Origin of the sequence: Serratia sp. SSNIH1, assembly GCF_002935055.1 — a bacterium.
Classification (GTDB): domain Bacteria; phylum Pseudomonadota; class Gammaproteobacteria; order Enterobacterales; family Enterobacteriaceae; genus Serratia; species Serratia nevei.
Genome location: NZ_CP026383.1, coordinates 83988 through 99322 on the forward strand (window position 1 = coordinate 83988; position 15335 = coordinate 99322).

Here is a 15335-nt window from a genome sequence, read left to right on the forward strand (position 1 = left end):
GGATGTGAGCGCAGGCAACCGGCCATGTAATCGGTTTCATGAGATGGCGTTGTGTGAGCCGTCTCTCATTCGCCGCGCTTGCTTTGCTCATGCGGTTCGCCGTCGGCGACTGAGTCTCGCAGGATAAGTTCGGCCGAAAAGCGGTTGTTTCGTGGCGCGACGTCGCTGCCGCTGTGAATCTGTAGCGCCAGGCGCGCGGCACGCCGAGCCATTTTCTCGATGGGATAATGCACGGTGGTCAACGCGGGGTGGAGATACTTCGCCAGGGCAATGTCGTCAAAACCGACGATCGACAGCGCCTCAGGCAGCTGAATGTGCCGTTGGTGGCAGGTGCGCATCATGCCGGCGGCCATCACGTCGTTGAAGGTCACTGCGGCAGTGAAGCGTGGGTCGCTGGCCAGCACGCGCTCGGCCGCCAGTTCGCCCCCTCGCTCGTTGAAGGGCACGCTGATGATCCAGCTGCCGGGTACCTCAATGCCGGCGGCGGCCATGGCCTTACGGTAACCCGCTAACCGCTGCGCGCGGTCGTCTATCGGCAGATCCGCCGTCACGCAGGCAATTCTCCGATGCCCCTGGCGTATGAGCAACTCGGTCGCCGTCTGCGCCGCATTGGCGTTGTCGAGCCAGATGCAACGGTTGGCGATGGCGGGCAGATAACGATTGATCAGCACCAGCGCAGGCGTGTGGGCGGCGTAGCGCAGCAGCTCCTCCTCCCCCATGCGCGTGACGTGCGCCACGATGGCTTCGCATCCCTGGTTGATGAGAAAATCGAGGCCGCTTTTTTCCAGCTCGGCCTGATGCCCGCCGCTGCACAACATCAACCGCACGCCGGCCTGCCGCGTGATGTCTTCCACGCCCCGCGCCAGGCGTGAAAAAAATGGATCGTCGAGGTTGCCGGTCAGCAATCCCAGCATATTGCCGCTTCTTTTCGCCAGCGCCAGCGCGGCAGCGTTGCGATGGTAGTTAAACTCGCGCATCGCTTTCTCGACGCGTTCGCGGGTCACCGGTTCAACGTAGGCGGTATTATTGATCACCCGGCTGACGGTAGCCGTGGAAACGCCGGCGCGGCGCGCAACGTCTTTCATGGTGGCCATGGCATGTCCTGTTGTACCGTTCGGCGCCCGGTGCGCCGCGCATAAAAAAGGGCAGCCGATGGCCGCCCTCTTGTCTCGTCACTGCGCTCTGCTTAGTGGCAGCCGCAGCCGCCGTTACCGCAACCACCTTTACCGTGGTCGTGACCATGGTCGTGATCGTGGCTGTGGCCGTGACCGCCGCAGCAGCCTTCACCGTGTTCGTGGTGATGGTCGTGCTCGCCGTGTACGTGGCCGTGCGCCAGTTCTTCTTCGGTCGCTTCGCGGATCGCGACAACTTCCACGTTGAAGTTCAGGTTTTGGCCGGCCAGCATGTGGTTGCCGTCAACCACCACGTGGTCGCCGTCAACTTCGGTGATTTCAACCGGTACCGGGCCCTGATCGGTGTCAGCCAAGAAACGCATGCCGACCTGCAGTTCGTCAACGCCCATGAAGACGTCTTTCGGTACGCGCTGCACCAGGTTTTCGTCGTAGTTGCCGTACGCGTCGTTCGCGCCGACGTGAACGTCAAAACGATCGCCAACGTCGTGGCCTTCGAGTGCTTTTTCCAGACCTGCGATCAGAGAACCATGCCCGTGCAGATAGTCCAGCGGTGCGCTCACCGGAGACTCATCAACCAAAACACCGTCTTCTGTACGTACTTGGTAAGCCAGGCTGACCACCAAGTCTTTTGCTACTTTCATGATATCTCCTACCGTTGGCTACTAGGACGCACACCGTTATCGGGATGCGCGCCTTTTCCGGACAGATTGTAACGGAAATCTGCCTCGCTGTACCCTCCGGGATAAAAAAACGCTACTTCGGCTGGAAAATGCCGATCACCTGCTCTTGCGGGCGAACGTGTTTTTCCACCTGTTGGTCGGTCTGGCGCTGATGGTGGCCGCACTTGACGCACTCCACCACCTCCACCTGATCCTCCCGCCATACCGCCAGCGTATCCATGGCGCTACAGCTCGGGCACACCGCCCCGGCGATAAATCTTTTACGTGTTGCAGACATCGTTATGCTCCCGCTTATTCGTATTCGTCCCAGCCGTCGAACTGGCGGCTTTCTTTTTGCATTTCGCGATGGAACAGCTCTTCCAGCTCGCGCCGCGCCTCTTTCACGCGGGAAATTTGCGCCACATCGCCCTGATGCGGCGGCATCAGTTCACGCAGCATGCGCATATCCAGGCGGCGGAAATGCTGCTGGGCGCGGAAGGCCTGATGCGGGTGCATCCCCAACTCCATCAGCGCCTTGCGCCCCAGTTCCAGCGCGCTGGAGAAGGTTTCGCGGCTGAACTGTTTTACCCCCGCCTGCAGCAACTCATGCGCCTCCACGCGGCCGCGCGCCCGCGCCAGAATGCTCAGGTTCGGAAAGTGTTGCTGGCACAGCCGCACGATCTCCATGGTGTCTTCCAGCTCGTTGCAGGTGATCACGATCGACTTGGCCTTCTCGGCGCCCGCCGCGCGCAGCAGCTCCAGCTCGGTGGCATCGCCGTAATAAACCTTGTAGCCGTAGCGCCGCAGTACGCCAACGGCGCTGACGTCGCGCTCCAGAACGGTAATGCGCATTTTGTTGGCCATCAACAGGCGGCCGATCACCTGGCCGAAACGCCCGAAGCCGACGATAATCACCTGCGGATCGTCATCTTCCACGTACGGCGTCTCCTCGTCTTCGTCTTTGGCGTTATAGCGGCGCGCCAAAATGCGGTCGATGGCCTGCATCAGCAGCGGCGTGGTCATCATCGACAGCGTCACCACCACCAGCAGCAAAGAAAGTTGATCCGGCTGCAGCACCTTTTGGGCGCCCGCCGCCGAAAACAGCACGAAGGCGAACTCACCGCCCTGGCTGAGCACCCCGGCGAACTGCAGGCGCACCGAACTGCGCAGGCCGAACAGGCGCGACACGCCGTAGAGCACGCCGGATTTGACCGTCACCAGCACCAGCACGCCGATCAACACCTCGGCCAGATGGGTGTAGAGTACGCCGATATTCAACACCATGCCCACCGAGATAAAGAACAACCCCAGCAGCAGCCCTTTAAACGGCTCGATGGAGATTTCCAGCTCGTGGCGGTATTCGCTCTCCGCCAGCAGCACCCCGGCAATGAAGGTGCCGAGCGCCATCGACAGGCCGAGCGCTTCCATAAACAGCGCCGAGCCGAGCACCAGCAACAGCGCCGCGGCGGTGAAGATCTCGCGCACGCCGGAAGCGGCGATATAGCGGAACAGCGGCCGCAGCAGGAAACGACCGCCGATCAGCATGCCGCCGAACGCCGCCACCTTGAGCGCGATCTTCGCCCAGTCGTCGCTGGTGCCGCCGGCGCCGGCCAGAATCGGGATCAGCGCCAGCGCCGGGATCACCGCCATATCCTGGAACAGCAGCACCGAGAAGCCGAGCTGCCCCCCTTCGTTGCGGTTCATGCCCTTCTCGCGCATCAGCTGCAGCGCCATGGCGGTGGAAGACATCGCCAGGCCGACGCCGCCGATCACCGCCGCCTGCCAGGCGAAGTGCGTCAGGTACAGTAACGCGCCCAGCACCGCCGCGGTGATCAACACCTGGCCGGCGCCGGCGCCGAAGATCGAACGCCGCAGCTCCCACAGCTTGCTGGGGTTCAGCTCCAGACCGATGATGAACATCAGGAACACCACGCCCAGCTCGGAGAAGTGCAGGATCTCGTCGACGTCGCGAATGAAGCCCAATCCCCAGGGGCCGATGGCGATGCCGGCGATCAGATAGCCCAGCACCGCGCCGATCCCCAGGCGACGGGCGATCGGCACCGTCACCACCGCGGCGAACAGGAACAGTAAAATGGCGGTCAGTAAGGTCGATCCTTCCATGCTCACCGCCCTCCGCGTGGCAGCGGGTGGCTCAGCCACTCGCCGTAGGCGTCCGCATGGCTACGCAGCACCTCCGGCTTTTGCCGCCGCGCCCAATACACCACGAACGGCGTCAGCCAATGCATATGGCACATCCCGGCGGTCAGCTCGAATGGCCGCAGAATATCTTCCATCGGGTAGTGGTTATAACCGCCGGTGCGGTAGGCGCCTTCCGGTTCGCCGGTGGTGATCACCGAACGCCAGTATTTGCCCGCCAGCGCATTGCCGCCCACGCCGCTGGCAAAGCCGCGCGACAGCACGCGATCCAGCCACTCCTTCAGCAGCGCCGGGCAGCTGTAGGTATACAGGGGGTGTTGAAACACGATGACCTGATGCTCACGCAGCAGCTGTTGTTCGTGATGGATATCGATAAAAAAATCGGGGTAGTGCGCGTAGAGATCGTGCACGGTGACATGTTCCAACTGCTGCGCCGGTCGAAGCAAAACCCGGTTCGCCACCGAGTCATGGGATTCCGGATGGGCATACAGCAGCAAGACCTTGGGCGGCTGCGACATCATTCCCCTCCAAAGCGTCGTCAGGGTAGCGGTTTTCCGTTACCATGCATCGCAAAGACAAAAACAGCGCGCGGTGCGCGTTCTGTTACCTTAATGATAATTTAACATACTCTGAACATACGGCGCTTTATGATTGTATTCTCCTCGCTACAAATCCGACGCGGCATCCGCGTCCTGCTGGACAACGCCACGGCGACGGTTAATCCAGGTCAGAAGGTCGGCCTGGTGGGTAAAAACGGCTGCGGCAAATCCACGCTGCTGTCGCTGCTGAAGGGCGAGATCGCGGCGGACGGCGGCAGCTTCACCTTCCCCGGCAACTGGGCGCTGGCCTGGGTCAACCAGGAGACACCGGCGCTGGACGTGCCGGCAATCGAGTATGTTATCGACGGCGACCGCGAGTTTCGCCAACTCGAAGCCGAATTGCAGGCGGCCAACGATCGCAACGACGGCCACGCCATCGCCACCCTGCACGGCAAGCTGGACGCCATCGACGCCTGGACCATCCGCTCCCGCGCCGCCAGCCTGCTGCACGGGCTCGGCTTCTCCAACGAACAGCTGCAAAGCCCGGTGCGCGACTTCTCCGGCGGCTGGCGCATGCGCCTCAACCTGGCGCAGGCGCTGGTGTGCCGTTCCGACCTGCTGCTGCTCGACGAACCGACCAACCACCTGGATCTCGATGCGGTGATCTGGCTGGAGCGCTGGCTGAAAAGCTATCCCGGCACGCTGGTGCTGATCTCGCACGATCGCGACTTCCTCGATCCGATTGTCGACAAGATCCTGCATATCGAACAGCAGACCCTGAACGAATACACCGGCAACTACTCGTCGTTCGAACGCCAGCGCGCCACCAAATTGGCGCAGCAACAGTCGCTTTATCAGCATCAGCAAGAAAAAGTGGCGCACCTGCAAAGTTATATCGACCGTTTTCGGGCAAAGGCCTCCAAGGCCAAGCAGGCGCAGAGCCGCATCAAGATGCTGGAGCGCATGGAGCTGATCGCCCCGGCGCACGTCGACAACCCGTTCACCTTCAGCTTCCGTCCGCCGGAAAGCCTGCCGAACCCGCTGCTGCGCATGGACAAAGTCAACGCCGGGTATGGCGACAAGGTTATCCTGAAGTCAATCAAGCTGAACCTAGTGCCCGGCTCGCGCATTGGCCTGCTCGGCCGCAACGGCGCCGGTAAATCGACGCTGATCAAACTGCTGGCCGGCACCCTGGCACCGCTGAGCGGCGAGATAGGCCTGGCGAAAGGCATCAAGCTGGGTTACTTCGCCCAGCACCAGCTGGAATTCCTGCGTGCCGACGAATCGCCGCTGCAGCACCTGAGCCGCATCGCACCACGGGTGCTGGAGCAGCAGCTGCGCGACTATCTGGGCGGTTTCGGCTTCCAGGGCGACAAGGTCAGCGAAGTGACCGAACGTTTCTCCGGCGGCGAGAAGGCGCGGCTGGTGCTGGCGCTGATCGTCTGGCAGCGCCCTAACCTGCTGCTGCTCGATGAACCGACCAACCACCTGGATCTCGACATGCGTCAGGCGCTGACCGAGGCGCTGATCGATTTCGAAGGCGCGTTGGTGGTGGTCTCGCACGACCGTCACCTGCTGCGCTCCACCACCGACGATCTGTACCTGGTGCACGACGGCCAGGTCGAGCCTTTCGAGGGCGATCTCGACGACTACCAGCAGTGGCTTGTCGACCTGCAGCGCCAGGAAAGCCAGCAGGACGCACCGGAAAAAGAGAGCGGCGGCAACAGCGCGCAAGCGCGCAAGGATCAAAAACGCCGCGAGGCGGAGTTCCGTACGCAGACCCAACCGCTGCGCAAGCAGATCGCCAAGCTGGAACAGCAGATGGAAAAACTGGGCGCCGAACTGGCGGCGGTGGAGGAACAGTTGGCGGATTCCGCACTGTACGACATCAGCCGCAAGGCCGAGTTGACCGACTGCCTGCAAAAGCAAAGCCAGGCCAAATCCGCGCTGGAAGAGACGGAAATGACCTGGCTGGATGCACAGGAACAGCTGGAACAGTTAACGCAGGCTTTCGAAGCCTAAGCCTCAGGCCTTGTAAAAAGGCCTATCCCCCAGAATGGTCGCGCGGTGCATGATGCGCCGCTGCGGCAGATAATCCGCGTTGGCGTAGTGCTGCGTCACGCGGTTATCCCAGATCGCCACGTCATTTTCCTGCCAGCGCCAGCGCACCTGAAACTCCGGTTTGGTGATGTGAGCAAACAGGAAGTTCAGCAAAGCGTCGCTCTCTTTCGGCGCCAGGTCGACGATCCGCGTGGTGAAGCCTTCATTGACGAACAGCGCCTGCCGGCCGCTGACCGGGTGGGTGCGCACCACCGGATGCAGCAGCGGCGGGTTTTTCTGCACCGCCAGCTGCCAGCGCTGATGCTCCTCTTCACTGCCGCGATGTTTGTGTTCCGGGAACGACTTGGTGAAGTCATGCTCCGCACGCAGCCCTGCGAGCAGCGTTCTGAACGGCGCCGACAGCGCCTCGTAGGCCGCGATGCCGCTGGCCCACAGCGTATCGCCGCCGGTGGAAGGCAAGGTCTTGGCCGCCAGGATCGCCCCCAGCGGCGGGTTCTCGATAAAGGTCACGTCGGTGTGCCAGTTATCGTTGTCCGGCGGGTTGTCGTCGTGGGTATCGAGCACGATGATCTCTTCCACGTCGGTGGCGTGCGGATAGACCGGATGGATATGCAGATCGCCGAAGCGGCCGGCCAGATCGCGCTGCTGCAGCGGCGTGATCGGCTGATTGCGGAAGAACAGCACCTGATGCTTCAGCAAGGCGTGATAAAGCTGTTCAAACTGGCCGTCGCCCAGCGGCCGGGCCAACTCGACGTTTTCCACCAGCGCCCCGATGTAAGGCCCCAGCGGGGTGATATTCAGACGTTCGTTCATTGCTGTACTCCATGCCACGGGGTCAATCGGCGCTGCAGGGCACGCAGCCCCAGCTCCAGCCCAAATGCAATCACCGCAATCACGCCGATGCCGGCCAACACCACGTCGGTCGCCAGAAACTCACCGGCGGATTGCACCATAAATCCCAGGCCGCGCGTGGCGGCGATCAGTTCGGCGGCCACCAGCGTCGACCAGCCGACGCCCAGCCCGATGCGAATGCCGGTCAGGATCTCCGGCAGCGCGCTCGGCAGCACCACGAAACGCAGCACCTGCCAACGCGTGGCGCCCAGCGCGCGGGCGGCACGCACCCTCACCTGCGCCACGCTGCGCACGCCGGCCACGGCAGACAGCGTCACCGGCGCGAAGATCGCCAGATAAATCAGCAAGATCTTTGAGGTTTCGCCGATGCCGAACCAAATCACCATCAGCGGCAGATAGGCCAGCGGCGGCACCGGGCGATAGATTTCAATCAGCGGATCGAGGATGCCGCGTACCGTGTCGTTCAGCCCCATGGCGATGCCCACCGGAATGCCGACGATCACCGCCGCCAACAGCGCTACCAGAATGCGCCCCAGGCTGGCCGCCAGATGTTGCCACAGCGTGGCGTCCATAAAGCCTTGCGGGCTGGCGATGGTGATCAACTGGTGCAGCACCTGCTGCGGCGCCGGCAAAAACAGCGGGCTGATCAGCTGCAACGCCGTTACGCCCCACCAGACGATCAACACCGTCAACAGCGTGGCGCCGCTCAGCCAAACGTTGCGCGGCACGCTGAAACGGCGCGCCGCTTTACCCTGCGGCTGCGCCGCGGCCTTCAGAGTGGAATGCAGGCTCATAGCAAGGCCTCGCGCTGTTGGAAAACTTTGCCCAGCACGTATTCGCGCTGCGCGATAAATTCAGGATCTGACTTGATGGCGCGGCAGGCTTCACCGTCGGCATAGCGTTGGCCAAAGTTCAGCGACAGCCGCTCCACCACCTGCCCTGGCCCCGGCGACAGCAGCAGCAGTTCGCTGGCGAGGAACACCGCCTCTTCGATATCGTGGGTAATCAGCAGCACCTGCTTGCCGGTATCTCGCCAAATGGTCAGCAACAGCTCCTGCATCTGCTCGCGGGTGAACGCGTCCAGGGCGCCGAACGGCTCGTCCAACAACAACAGCCGCGGATCGGCGGCCAGAGCGCGGGCGATGCCCACGCGTTGGCGCATGCCGCCGGAAAGCTGCCAGATAAAGTGCTGTTCATAGCCCGCCAGCCCCACGCGCTGCAGCATCTGCTCCGCCACCTGGCGGCGCTGCGCCTTGCCGACGCCGGCCAGCTGCAGGCCGAACTCGACGTTGTCCACCACGTTGCGCCACGGCAGTAAGCCCTCATGCTGGAACACCACGCCCCGTTCGGCGCTCGGGCCGTGAACGGGCGTTCCATCCAGCGTGATGCTGCCAGCTGAAGGCTCGATAAACCCGGCGATCAAATTCAGCAGCGTGGTCTTGCCGCAGCCCGACGGGCCGAGTACCACCACCAGTTGCCCGGCGGCGATCTGGAACGACACGTCACGCAGCGCGGGCCGCCCCTGATACTCTGCTGAAAGATGATTGACGTTTAGCATCCTGCTTCCTTACGACTGCGGCGCAGCCTGCACCTGTTTCACAAAACGGTCGGTCACGTAAGCGCTGTAGTCGCTGTCGACCTGCGGGATCTTGCCCTGCTGCTTGAGGAATTCGGCGGTATCGCGGATCGCCTTGTCCACCGGCTGGCCTAGTTGGGCAACCTGATCCGCCACCGGCAGATAACGGTTTCCCTTCACCAGCTCCGGCACCTGCGCTTCCGGCACGCCGCTCAGGCGCGCCAGCGTGCTGAGATGGCTCGGATCTTTCAGCCACTGCTCCGGCGCCGCCAGGTAGGCCTTTTGCGCCTGCAGGGCGCTGGCGGCAAAGGCGGTCACTACGTCGGGATGTTTCTCGGCAAAGTCTTTGCGCACCACCCACACGTCCAGCGTCGGCGAGCCCCATTCGCCCACCTGCGCGGAGTCGGTCAACACCTTGCCCTGTTTGGCCAGTTCGTTGACCACCGGCGCCCAGACGTAGGCGCCGTCGATGTCGCCGCGCTGCCAGGCAGCGGCGATGGCCGGCGGCTGCAGATTGAGGATCTTCACCTGCTCAGGCTTGATGCCCCAATGCTTGAGCGAGGCCAGCAGGCTGTAATGGGTGGTGGAGATAAACGGCACCGCAATGCGCTTGCCGATCAGATCCTGCGGGCTTTTGATGTCATTCTTCACCACCAGCGCTTCGGAGCTGCCGAGCTGCGAGGCGATGAGGAACACTTCGATGGGGAGTTTCTGGCTGGCGGCCACCGCCAGCGGGCTGGAGCCGATATTGCCGATCTGCACGTCGCCGGAGGCCAACGCACGCAGCACGCTGGAGCCGCTGTCGAACTTACGCCAGTCGACGGTCGCGCCGGACCGTTTGGCGAAGCTGTTTTCCGCCTGCGCCACCTTGGCCGGTTCTGCCGACGTCTGGTACGCCACGGTCACGTCCACCGCGTAGGCGCTGGCTGCGCTGAGCGACAGCGCCAACAGCGCCACGTTGCGTAAGGAAAAGAGTTTGCCCGCCATATTCCGCTCCGTTGATAAAAATCTGTTCAGTTGCTGACAGTTTTATCTGAGCGATGACGGGCTATAAAAGAATAAAAAAGTCTTCTTTATTACCGTGAGTAATATAAACGCGGGTTACAGCGCGATACTTCCGCGCAGGAACACATGAGCATAGCCGCCGAGAAGCGTACGATCCCCTTGCAGCTCGCAGAACAGTTCGCCGCCGCGTGCCGAGACCTGCTGCGCCTGCAGCCGATGGCGGCCGAGACGCGCCGTCCAGTATGGCATCAGCGTGCAGTGCGCAGAGCCGGTAACCGGATCTTCACCGCCGTCGAGCGTGAAATAACGCGACACAAAGTCCACGGTGTCACCCGGAGCGGTTACGATTACCGCACACCCGGCCAGCGCGATCAGCGCCGGGATGTCCGGCCGCAGCGCGCGTATCTGCGCTTCATTTTCCAGCACCACCATCAGCGTTTTCGCCTGCCACACCTCCAGCGGCTGCACGCCCAGCAGCGCCGCGAGGCCCGCCGGTTCAGCCACCTTCTGCGGCGGCCGCGCGGGGAAGTCGAGCACCAGCCGTTCCCCGTCCTGCGCATTGCGCTTGACGAACAGCTCGCCGCCGGCCGAACGGAAGCGGATATCCTGCCGCGCCGGATTGATCGCGCTGAACATCACATGCGCCGCCGCCAGGGTGCCGTGGCCGCAAAGATCGACCTCGCGTTCCGGGGTAAACCAGCGGATAGCGGTCATGTCGCCGTCATCCCAGACAAAGCTGGTTTCCGGCAGGCCGATCTCGTTGGCGATCGCCTGCAGCCGCGCCGCCGGCAGCGGCTGCGTCAGCAGGCAAACCCCGGCCGGGTTGCCGCGCAGCCCTTTGCCGGTAAAGGCAACCACGTGATAATAATTTTCCGCCATCGTTCGCTCCTTAATGCCAGATCAGTAACACACAGGCTGCGGTCAACAACCCCATGGAAACGTTGAAGATAATCCAGGCTTTTTTGCTGCGCAGCAGGCGGCCGATCACGGTGCCGAACGCCAGCCAGATAATGCCGGCGACGATGTTGACCACCAAAATGCCCAGCGCGATCGCCGCAATGGACCCGTTGTACTTATCGCCCGCCAGGCTGAAGCTGGCCACCGCCCCCAGCGCCATCAGCCAGGCTTTCGGGTTGAGGAACTGCAACAGCCAGCCCTGATACAGCCGCACCGGCTGCGGCGGCGCCACGTCGGTTTCCAGTTTTTCATAGGCGGCGGTGGCAACTTTCCACGCCAGCCACAGCAGGTACAGACTGCCGAGGATTTTCAGGATCAGGTGCAGCGACGGGTAGACCAGGATCAGGCTGCCGACGCCGAAGGCCACCAGCAGCAAAATGCTTTGCATGCCAAGCATGATACCGACCATCAGCCACAGCGATCGCATAAAGCCGAAGTTAGCGCCGGAGGTGGTCAACAGCAGGTTATTGGGGCCAGGCGTGATGGCGGCGACCCACAGGAAGCCCAGCATCGAAAGGAATAAACTCGGTTCCATGGCACGGGTGCTCCTCACCCAAGGCGCTTTTTTGCAGTATCATTGTTAGTTCTTGGTATTGAAGCTAACAGTGCGCTAGGGATCTCACAATAGCCGCCCACAACATTTTTACTCAGCCTATGCCTAACACCTTTCGCCCTCTGACCGGGGCCAGTAACCCGCACCTGCAAACGCTGTTGCCGCGGTTGGTGCGCCGCCGCGTGTTATTGAAACCGCATTGGCAACGGCTGGAATTGCCCGACGGCGATTTCGTCGATCTCGCCTGGAGCGAAGCTCCGGCGCAGGCGCGCGACAAACCGCGCGCGGTGCTGTTCCACGGCCTGGAAGGCAGCTTCTACAGCCCCTACGCGCATGGCCTGCTCAACGCCTGGCGTGAGCGTGGCTGGCTCGGCGTGGTGATGCACTTTCGCGGCTGCAGCGGCGTGCCCAACCGCAAGCAGCGCATCTACCACTCCGGTGAAACCGAAGATGCACGCTTCTTCCTGCGCTGGCTGCGCGACCGCTACGGCGAGGTGCCAACCGCGGCAGTAGGCGTTTCGCTCGGCGGCAACATGCTGGCCTGCTATCTGGCACAGCAAGGCGCCGACAGCCTGCTGCAGGCGGCGGTGGTGGTCTCGGCGCCGCTGATGCTGGAGCCCTGCGCCTATCGCATGGAGCAAGGCTTCTCCCGCGTTTATCAGCGCTACCTGCTGGGGCAGCTGAAACAAAACGCCACCCGCAAGCTGTTGCACTACCCGGACACTCTGCCGCTCAAGCTGTCACAGCTGAACGGGTTGCGGCGCATCCGCGAATTCGACGACGCCATCACCTCGCGCATTCACGGCTTTAGCGACGCTATCGACTATTATCGCCGCTGCAGCGCCCTGCCGCTGTTGCCGGCGATCCAAACGCCGCTGCTGATCATCCATGCGAAGGACGATCCCTTCATGACCCATGAAGTGATCCCCGACGTCGCCGGCCTGCCGCGCAATATCGAATATCAACTGACCGAGTACGGCGGCCACGTCGGCTTCGTCGGCGGCACGCTGAAAAAACCGCACATGTGGCTGGAACATCGCATTCCGGCCTGGCTTTCCCCTTATCTGGACATCCCGACGTGATCATTCCCTGGCAAGAACTGGCAACCGACACCCTGAACAGCCTAATCGAATCCTTTGTACTGCGCGAAGGCACCGATTACGGCGAACAAGAACGCTCGCTGGAACAGAAGGTGGAGGACGTGCGCCGCCAGCTGAAAAACGGCGAAGTGGTGCTGGTGTGGTCGGAACTGCACGAGAGCGTCAACATCATGCCACGCGGCCAGTTCCGCGCCGGGCAGGAAGAAATTTAGTGGCGCTCGGTTCTATGACTGACGGAAAAAATCAGGTAACAATGGGGCATTGCAAACCAGCGCGCGCCATTTTTCCTGAGATAAAGAGCGTCAACAAGAGCCACAATAATCCCCTGACGCCGGCGCATTCAACACGGAGTGACAACCATCATGTCTGCCAAACATCCCGTTATCGCGGTGACCGGTTCCAGCGGCGCCGGCACCACCACCACCAGCGTGGCGTTCCGTAAGATCTTCCAACAGCTCAACATCCGCGCCGCCGAGCTGGAGGGCGACAGCTTCCATCGCTACACCAGGCCGGAAATGGACGCGGCGATCCGCAAGGCGCGCGATCTGGGCAGACACATCAGCTATTTCGGCCCCGAGGCCAACGACTTCGGCCTGCTGCAGCAAAGCTTTATCGACTACGGCAAGAACGGTACCGGGCGCTCGCGCAAGTATCTGCACACCTACGACGAAGCGGTGCCCTACAATCAGGTGCCGGGTACCTTCACCCCGTGGGAACCGCTGCCGGCACCGACCGACGTGCTGTTCTACGAGGGGCTGCACGGCGGCGTGGTCACCGATCACCACGACGTGGCCAACCACGTCGATCTGCTGGTCGGCGTGGTGCCGATCGTCAACCTGGAGTGGATTCAGAAACTGATCCGCGATACCGGCGAGCGTGGCCACTCTCGCGAAGCGGTGATGGATTCGGTGGTGCGTTCGATGGAAGATTACATCAACTACATCACGCCGCAGTTCTCGCGCACCCACATCAACTTCCAGCGCGTGCCGACGGTGGACACCTCCAACCCGTTCGCCGCCAAGGCGATTCCCTCACTGGACGAAAGCTTCGTGGTGATCCACTTCCGCGGGTTGGATCAAATTGACTTCCCCTATTTGCTGGCGATGCTGCAGGGCTCGTTTATCTCACACATCAATACGTTAGTGGTGCCTGGCGGCAAGATGGGGCTGGCGATGGAGCTGATCATGGCGCCGCTGGTGCAGCGGTTGCTGGAAGGCAAGAAGATCGAATAAATGCGTTGAGCGCGGCGCCGGGCCGCGCTCCGTCTCGATTACGCCGGTTGGCGGATCTCGAAGCTGTGGGTCACCGTGGCGGCCTTGTTGAGCATCAGCGCCACCGAGCAGTATTTCTCCGCCGACAGGTTCACCGCACGCTCGACGATCTTGTCGGTCAGGTCCTGGCCGGTAACGATGAAGTGCAGGTTGATATGGGTGAACAACCGCGGGGCTTCTTCGCGGCGCTCGGAGGTCAGCTTCACCTCGCAGTCGCGCACGTCGTTGCGCCCTTTTTGCAGGATGGACACCACGTCGATTGCGCTGCAGCCGCCCACCGACATCAGCACCATCTCCATCGGGCTGGGCGCTTTATCACCGGCGTTACCGTCCATCAGCACCTGGTGGCCGGAGGCCGATTCACCCAAAAACGTTAACCCTTCCACCCATTTAACTCTTGCCTGCATTCTGGTCACTCCGGTTGATTTCTTAAAATCAGAGTACGCTTTCGCATAGAAACAGGCAACGTAACCTGATGCTAATCATGCTGAAGCGAGACAACACGAGACACCCGCCTTACTCTGTGCTACAAACAGAGCCGCAATAAATCTTTCCGGGACACTGAATTTCAGGGAAACGCCCAGAGAAAGGCTCCTTTACCGGTATGTTAACAGAATGTAGCTTGCAGCGCTTACGGCAAGTTAATATGCTAGAGCGACAGCGTATTTTTATGACACGCCTCAAAACTTGCCGGTAGCCCTCGCTCATGACTGCGGCTACAGGCGGGTTTTACAGGGAACTCTGACCCCTGTGACACAAGGCAGCGATAACAACAGAGGATAACAGCGAATGGTTCTCGGCAAACCGCAAACAGACCCTACTCTCGAATGGTTCCTGTCTCATTGCCATATCCACAAATATCCATCGAAGAGTACGCTGATTCACCAAGGTGAAAAGGCCGAAACGCTTTACTACATCGTGAAAGGCTCCGTCGCGGTGCTGATCAAGGATGAAGAAGGTAAAGAGATGATCCTGTCCTACCTCAACCAGGGGGATTTCATCGGCGAGCTCGGATTGTTCGAAGAAGGCCAGGAGCGCAGCGCCTGGGTTCGCGCGAAAACCGCCTGTGAAGTGGCCGAAATTTCCTACAAGAAATTCCGTCAGCTGATCCAGGTGAACCCGGACATCCTGATGCGTCTGTCCGCCCAAATGGCGAGCCGCCTGCAGGTCACCTCCGAAAAAGTGGGCAACCTCGCCTTCCTGGACGTTACCGGCCGCATCGCGCAAACCCTGCTGAATCTGGCGAAGCAACCCGACGCCATGACTCACCCGGACGGCATGCAGATCAAGATCACCCGTCAGGAGATCGGCCAGATCGTCGGCTGCTCGCGTGAAACCGTTGGCCGTATTCTGAAAATGCTGGAAGATCAAAACCTGATTTCCGCCCACGGCAAAACCATTGTCGTCTACGGCACCCGTTAATCCCTGAAGAAACGGCGCAGTCTGCGCCGTTTTTTTGTCTGCTCTCTGCC

17 protein-coding genes are annotated in these 15335 nt (G+C 61.6%); 5 read left to right on the forward strand and 12 right to left on the reverse strand.

What is annotated here, in order from left to right; genetic code table 11:
- Positions 1 to 65 precede the first annotated feature (65 nt).
- From C3F38_RS00460 to kefG, 5 genes are all read right to left on the reverse strand, one after another.
- Positions 66 to 1094: a LacI family DNA-binding transcriptional regulator gene (locus C3F38_RS00460; RefSeq protein WP_038878062.1), complete on the reverse strand. Its 1029-nt coding sequence runs from the start codon at positions 1092 to 1094 to the stop codon at positions 66 to 68.
- A gap of 92 nt (positions 1095 to 1186) precedes the next feature.
- A complete protein-coding gene (gene slyD / locus C3F38_RS00465) occupies positions 1187 to 1774 on the reverse strand; it encodes a peptidylprolyl isomerase (protein WP_038878063.1) in 588 nt (195 codons plus the stop codon).
- 112 nt (positions 1775 to 1886) lie between these two features.
- Positions 1887 to 2090, reverse strand: coding sequence for a YheV family putative zinc ribbon protein (locus tag C3F38_RS00470; RefSeq protein WP_038878065.1), 204 nt, complete (start codon positions 2088 to 2090; stop codon positions 1887 to 1889).
- A gap of 14 nt (positions 2091 to 2104) precedes the next feature.
- Positions 2105 to 3913 carry a glutathione-regulated potassium-efflux system protein KefB gene (gene kefB, locus C3F38_RS00475; protein WP_104456904.1) on the reverse strand — a complete coding sequence of 603 codons (1809 nt, stop codon included), beginning with the start codon at positions 3911 to 3913 and terminating at the stop codon, positions 2105 to 2107.
- Positions 3914 to 3915: 2 nt separating this feature from the next.
- Positions 3916 to 4467 carry a glutathione-regulated potassium-efflux system ancillary protein KefG gene (kefG, locus tag C3F38_RS00480; protein ID WP_033645385.1) on the reverse strand — a complete coding sequence of 184 codons (552 nt, stop codon included), beginning with the start codon at positions 4465 to 4467 and terminating at the stop codon, positions 3916 to 3918.
- A gap of 129 nt (positions 4468 to 4596) precedes the next feature.
- On the opposite strand from kefG, the gene C3F38_RS00485 reads away from it, so the two are divergent.
- Positions 4597 to 6510, forward strand: a complete 1914-nt coding sequence (locus tag C3F38_RS00485; protein ID WP_055316970.1) for an ABC transporter ATP-binding protein — start codon at positions 4597 to 4599, stop codon at positions 6508 to 6510.
- A gap of 3 nt (positions 6511 to 6513) precedes the next feature.
- Here the strand turns inward: C3F38_RS00485 and tauD are convergent, their stop codons facing one another.
- From tauD to C3F38_RS00515, 6 genes are all read right to left on the reverse strand, one after another.
- The gene (tauD, locus tag C3F38_RS00490) at positions 6514 to 7362 is read right to left on the reverse strand and encodes a taurine dioxygenase (RefSeq protein WP_033636267.1); all 849 of its coding nucleotides are present in this window, start codon (positions 7360 to 7362) and stop codon (positions 6514 to 6516) included.
- Complete coding sequence (gene tauC / locus C3F38_RS00495; protein WP_033631937.1) at positions 7359 to 8195, reverse strand: taurine ABC transporter permease TauC; 837 nt, start codon at positions 8193 to 8195, stop codon at positions 7359 to 7361. Before tauC ends, tauD begins: the two co-directional genes overlap by 4 nt.
- A complete protein-coding gene (tauB, locus tag C3F38_RS00500) occupies positions 8192 to 8959 on the reverse strand; it encodes a taurine ABC transporter ATP-binding subunit (protein ID WP_038878069.1) in 768 nt (255 codons plus the stop codon). Before tauB ends, tauC begins: the two co-directional genes overlap by 4 nt.
- 9 nt (positions 8960 to 8968) lie before the next feature.
- Entirely contained in the window at positions 8969 to 9964 is a 996-nt protein-coding gene (tauA, locus tag C3F38_RS00505; protein ID WP_047729708.1) for a taurine ABC transporter substrate-binding protein, read from the reverse strand.
- 114 nt (positions 9965 to 10078) lie between these two features.
- On the reverse strand, positions 10079 to 10861 hold the full coding sequence (locus C3F38_RS00510) for a PhzF family phenazine biosynthesis protein (protein WP_055316969.1): 783 nt from the start codon (positions 10859 to 10861) through the stop codon (positions 10079 to 10081).
- 10 nt (positions 10862 to 10871) lie between these two features.
- Entirely contained in the window at positions 10872 to 11474 is a 603-nt protein-coding gene (locus C3F38_RS00515) for a LysE family translocator (RefSeq protein WP_055316968.1), read from the reverse strand.
- A 119-nt stretch (positions 11475 to 11593) separates the two neighbouring features.
- Here C3F38_RS00515 and C3F38_RS00520 point away from each other — a divergent pair, with 119 nt between their 5' ends.
- The 3 genes from C3F38_RS00520 (at position 11594) to C3F38_RS00530 (ending at position 13824) form a co-directional block, all read left to right on the forward strand.
- Positions 11594 to 12574: a hydrolase gene (locus C3F38_RS00520; protein WP_055316967.1), complete on the forward strand. Its 981-nt coding sequence runs from the start codon at positions 11594 to 11596 to the stop codon at positions 12572 to 12574.
- Entirely contained in the window at positions 12571 to 12804 is a 234-nt protein-coding gene (locus C3F38_RS00525) for a YheU family protein (protein WP_047729704.1), read from the forward strand. Before C3F38_RS00520 ends, C3F38_RS00525 begins: the two co-directional genes overlap by 4 nt.
- Before the next feature lie 150 nt (positions 12805 to 12954).
- Entirely contained in the window at positions 12955 to 13824 is an 870-nt protein-coding gene (locus tag C3F38_RS00530) for a phosphoribulokinase (RefSeq protein WP_047729703.1), read from the forward strand.
- Positions 13825 to 13862: 38 nt separating this feature from the next.
- Here the strand turns inward: C3F38_RS00530 and C3F38_RS00535 are convergent, their stop codons facing one another.
- Complete coding sequence (locus C3F38_RS00535; RefSeq protein ID WP_004930372.1) at positions 13863 to 14270, reverse strand: OsmC family protein; 408 nt, start codon at positions 14268 to 14270, stop codon at positions 13863 to 13865.
- Positions 14271 to 14652: 382 nt separating this feature from the next.
- Here C3F38_RS00535 and crp point away from each other — a divergent pair, with 382 nt between their 5' ends.
- On the forward strand, positions 14653 to 15285 hold the full coding sequence (crp, locus tag C3F38_RS00540; RefSeq protein ID WP_004090925.1) for a cAMP-activated global transcriptional regulator CRP: 633 nt from the start codon (positions 14653 to 14655) through the stop codon (positions 15283 to 15285).
- The last annotated feature ends 50 nt before the right edge of the window (positions 15286 to 15335 follow it).

What these genes read in the sequence shown, in the direction of transcription:
- C3F38_RS00460 (WP_038878062.1), bottom strand. Translation starts at nt 1,094, where the DNA reads ATGGCCACCATGAAAGACGTTGCGCGCCGCGCCGGCGTTTCCACGGCT.
- slyD (WP_038878063.1), bottom strand. Translation starts at nt 1,774, where the DNA reads ATGAAAGTAGCAAAAGACTTGGTGGTCAGCCTGGCTTACCAAGTACGT.
- C3F38_RS00470 (WP_038878065.1), bottom strand. Translation starts at nt 2,090, where the DNA reads ATGTCTGCAACACGTAAAAGATTTATCGCCGGGGCGGTGTGCCCGAGC.
- kefB (WP_104456904.1), bottom strand. Translation starts at nt 3,913, where the DNA reads ATGGAAGGATCGACCTTACTGACCGCCATTTTACTGTTCCTGTTCGCC.
- kefG (WP_033645385.1), bottom strand. Translation starts at nt 4,467, where the DNA reads ATGTCGCAGCCGCCCAAGGTCTTGCTGCTGTATGCCCATCCGGAATCC.
- C3F38_RS00485 (WP_055316970.1), top strand. Translation starts at nt 4,597, where the DNA reads ATGATTGTATTCTCCTCGCTACAAATCCGACGCGGCATCCGCGTCCTG.
- tauD (WP_033636267.1), bottom strand. Translation starts at nt 7,362, where the DNA reads ATGAACGAACGTCTGAATATCACCCCGCTGGGGCCTTACATCGGGGCG.
- tauC (WP_033631937.1), bottom strand. Translation starts at nt 8,195, where the DNA reads ATGAGCCTGCATTCCACTCTGAAGGCCGCGGCGCAGCCGCAGGGTAAA.
- tauB (WP_038878069.1), bottom strand. Translation starts at nt 8,959, where the DNA reads ATGCTAAACGTCAATCATCTTTCAGCAGAGTATCAGGGGCGGCCCGCG.
- tauA (WP_047729708.1), bottom strand. Translation starts at nt 9,964, where the DNA reads ATGGCGGGCAAACTCTTTTCCTTACGCAACGTGGCGCTGTTGGCGCTG.
- C3F38_RS00510 (WP_055316969.1), bottom strand. Translation starts at nt 10,861, where the DNA reads ATGGCGGAAAATTATTATCACGTGGTTGCCTTTACCGGCAAAGGGCTG.
- C3F38_RS00515 (WP_055316968.1), bottom strand. Translation starts at nt 11,474, where the DNA reads ATGGAACCGAGTTTATTCCTTTCGATGCTGGGCTTCCTGTGGGTCGCC.
- C3F38_RS00520 (WP_055316967.1), top strand. Translation starts at nt 11,594, where the DNA reads ATGCCTAACACCTTTCGCCCTCTGACCGGGGCCAGTAACCCGCACCTG.
- C3F38_RS00530 (WP_047729703.1), top strand. Translation starts at nt 12,955, where the DNA reads ATGTCTGCCAAACATCCCGTTATCGCGGTGACCGGTTCCAGCGGCGCC.
- C3F38_RS00535 (WP_004930372.1), bottom strand. Translation starts at nt 14,270, where the DNA reads ATGCAGGCAAGAGTTAAATGGGTGGAAGGGTTAACGTTTTTGGGTGAA.
- crp (WP_004090925.1), top strand. Translation starts at nt 14,653, where the DNA reads ATGGTTCTCGGCAAACCGCAAACAGACCCTACTCTCGAATGGTTCCTG.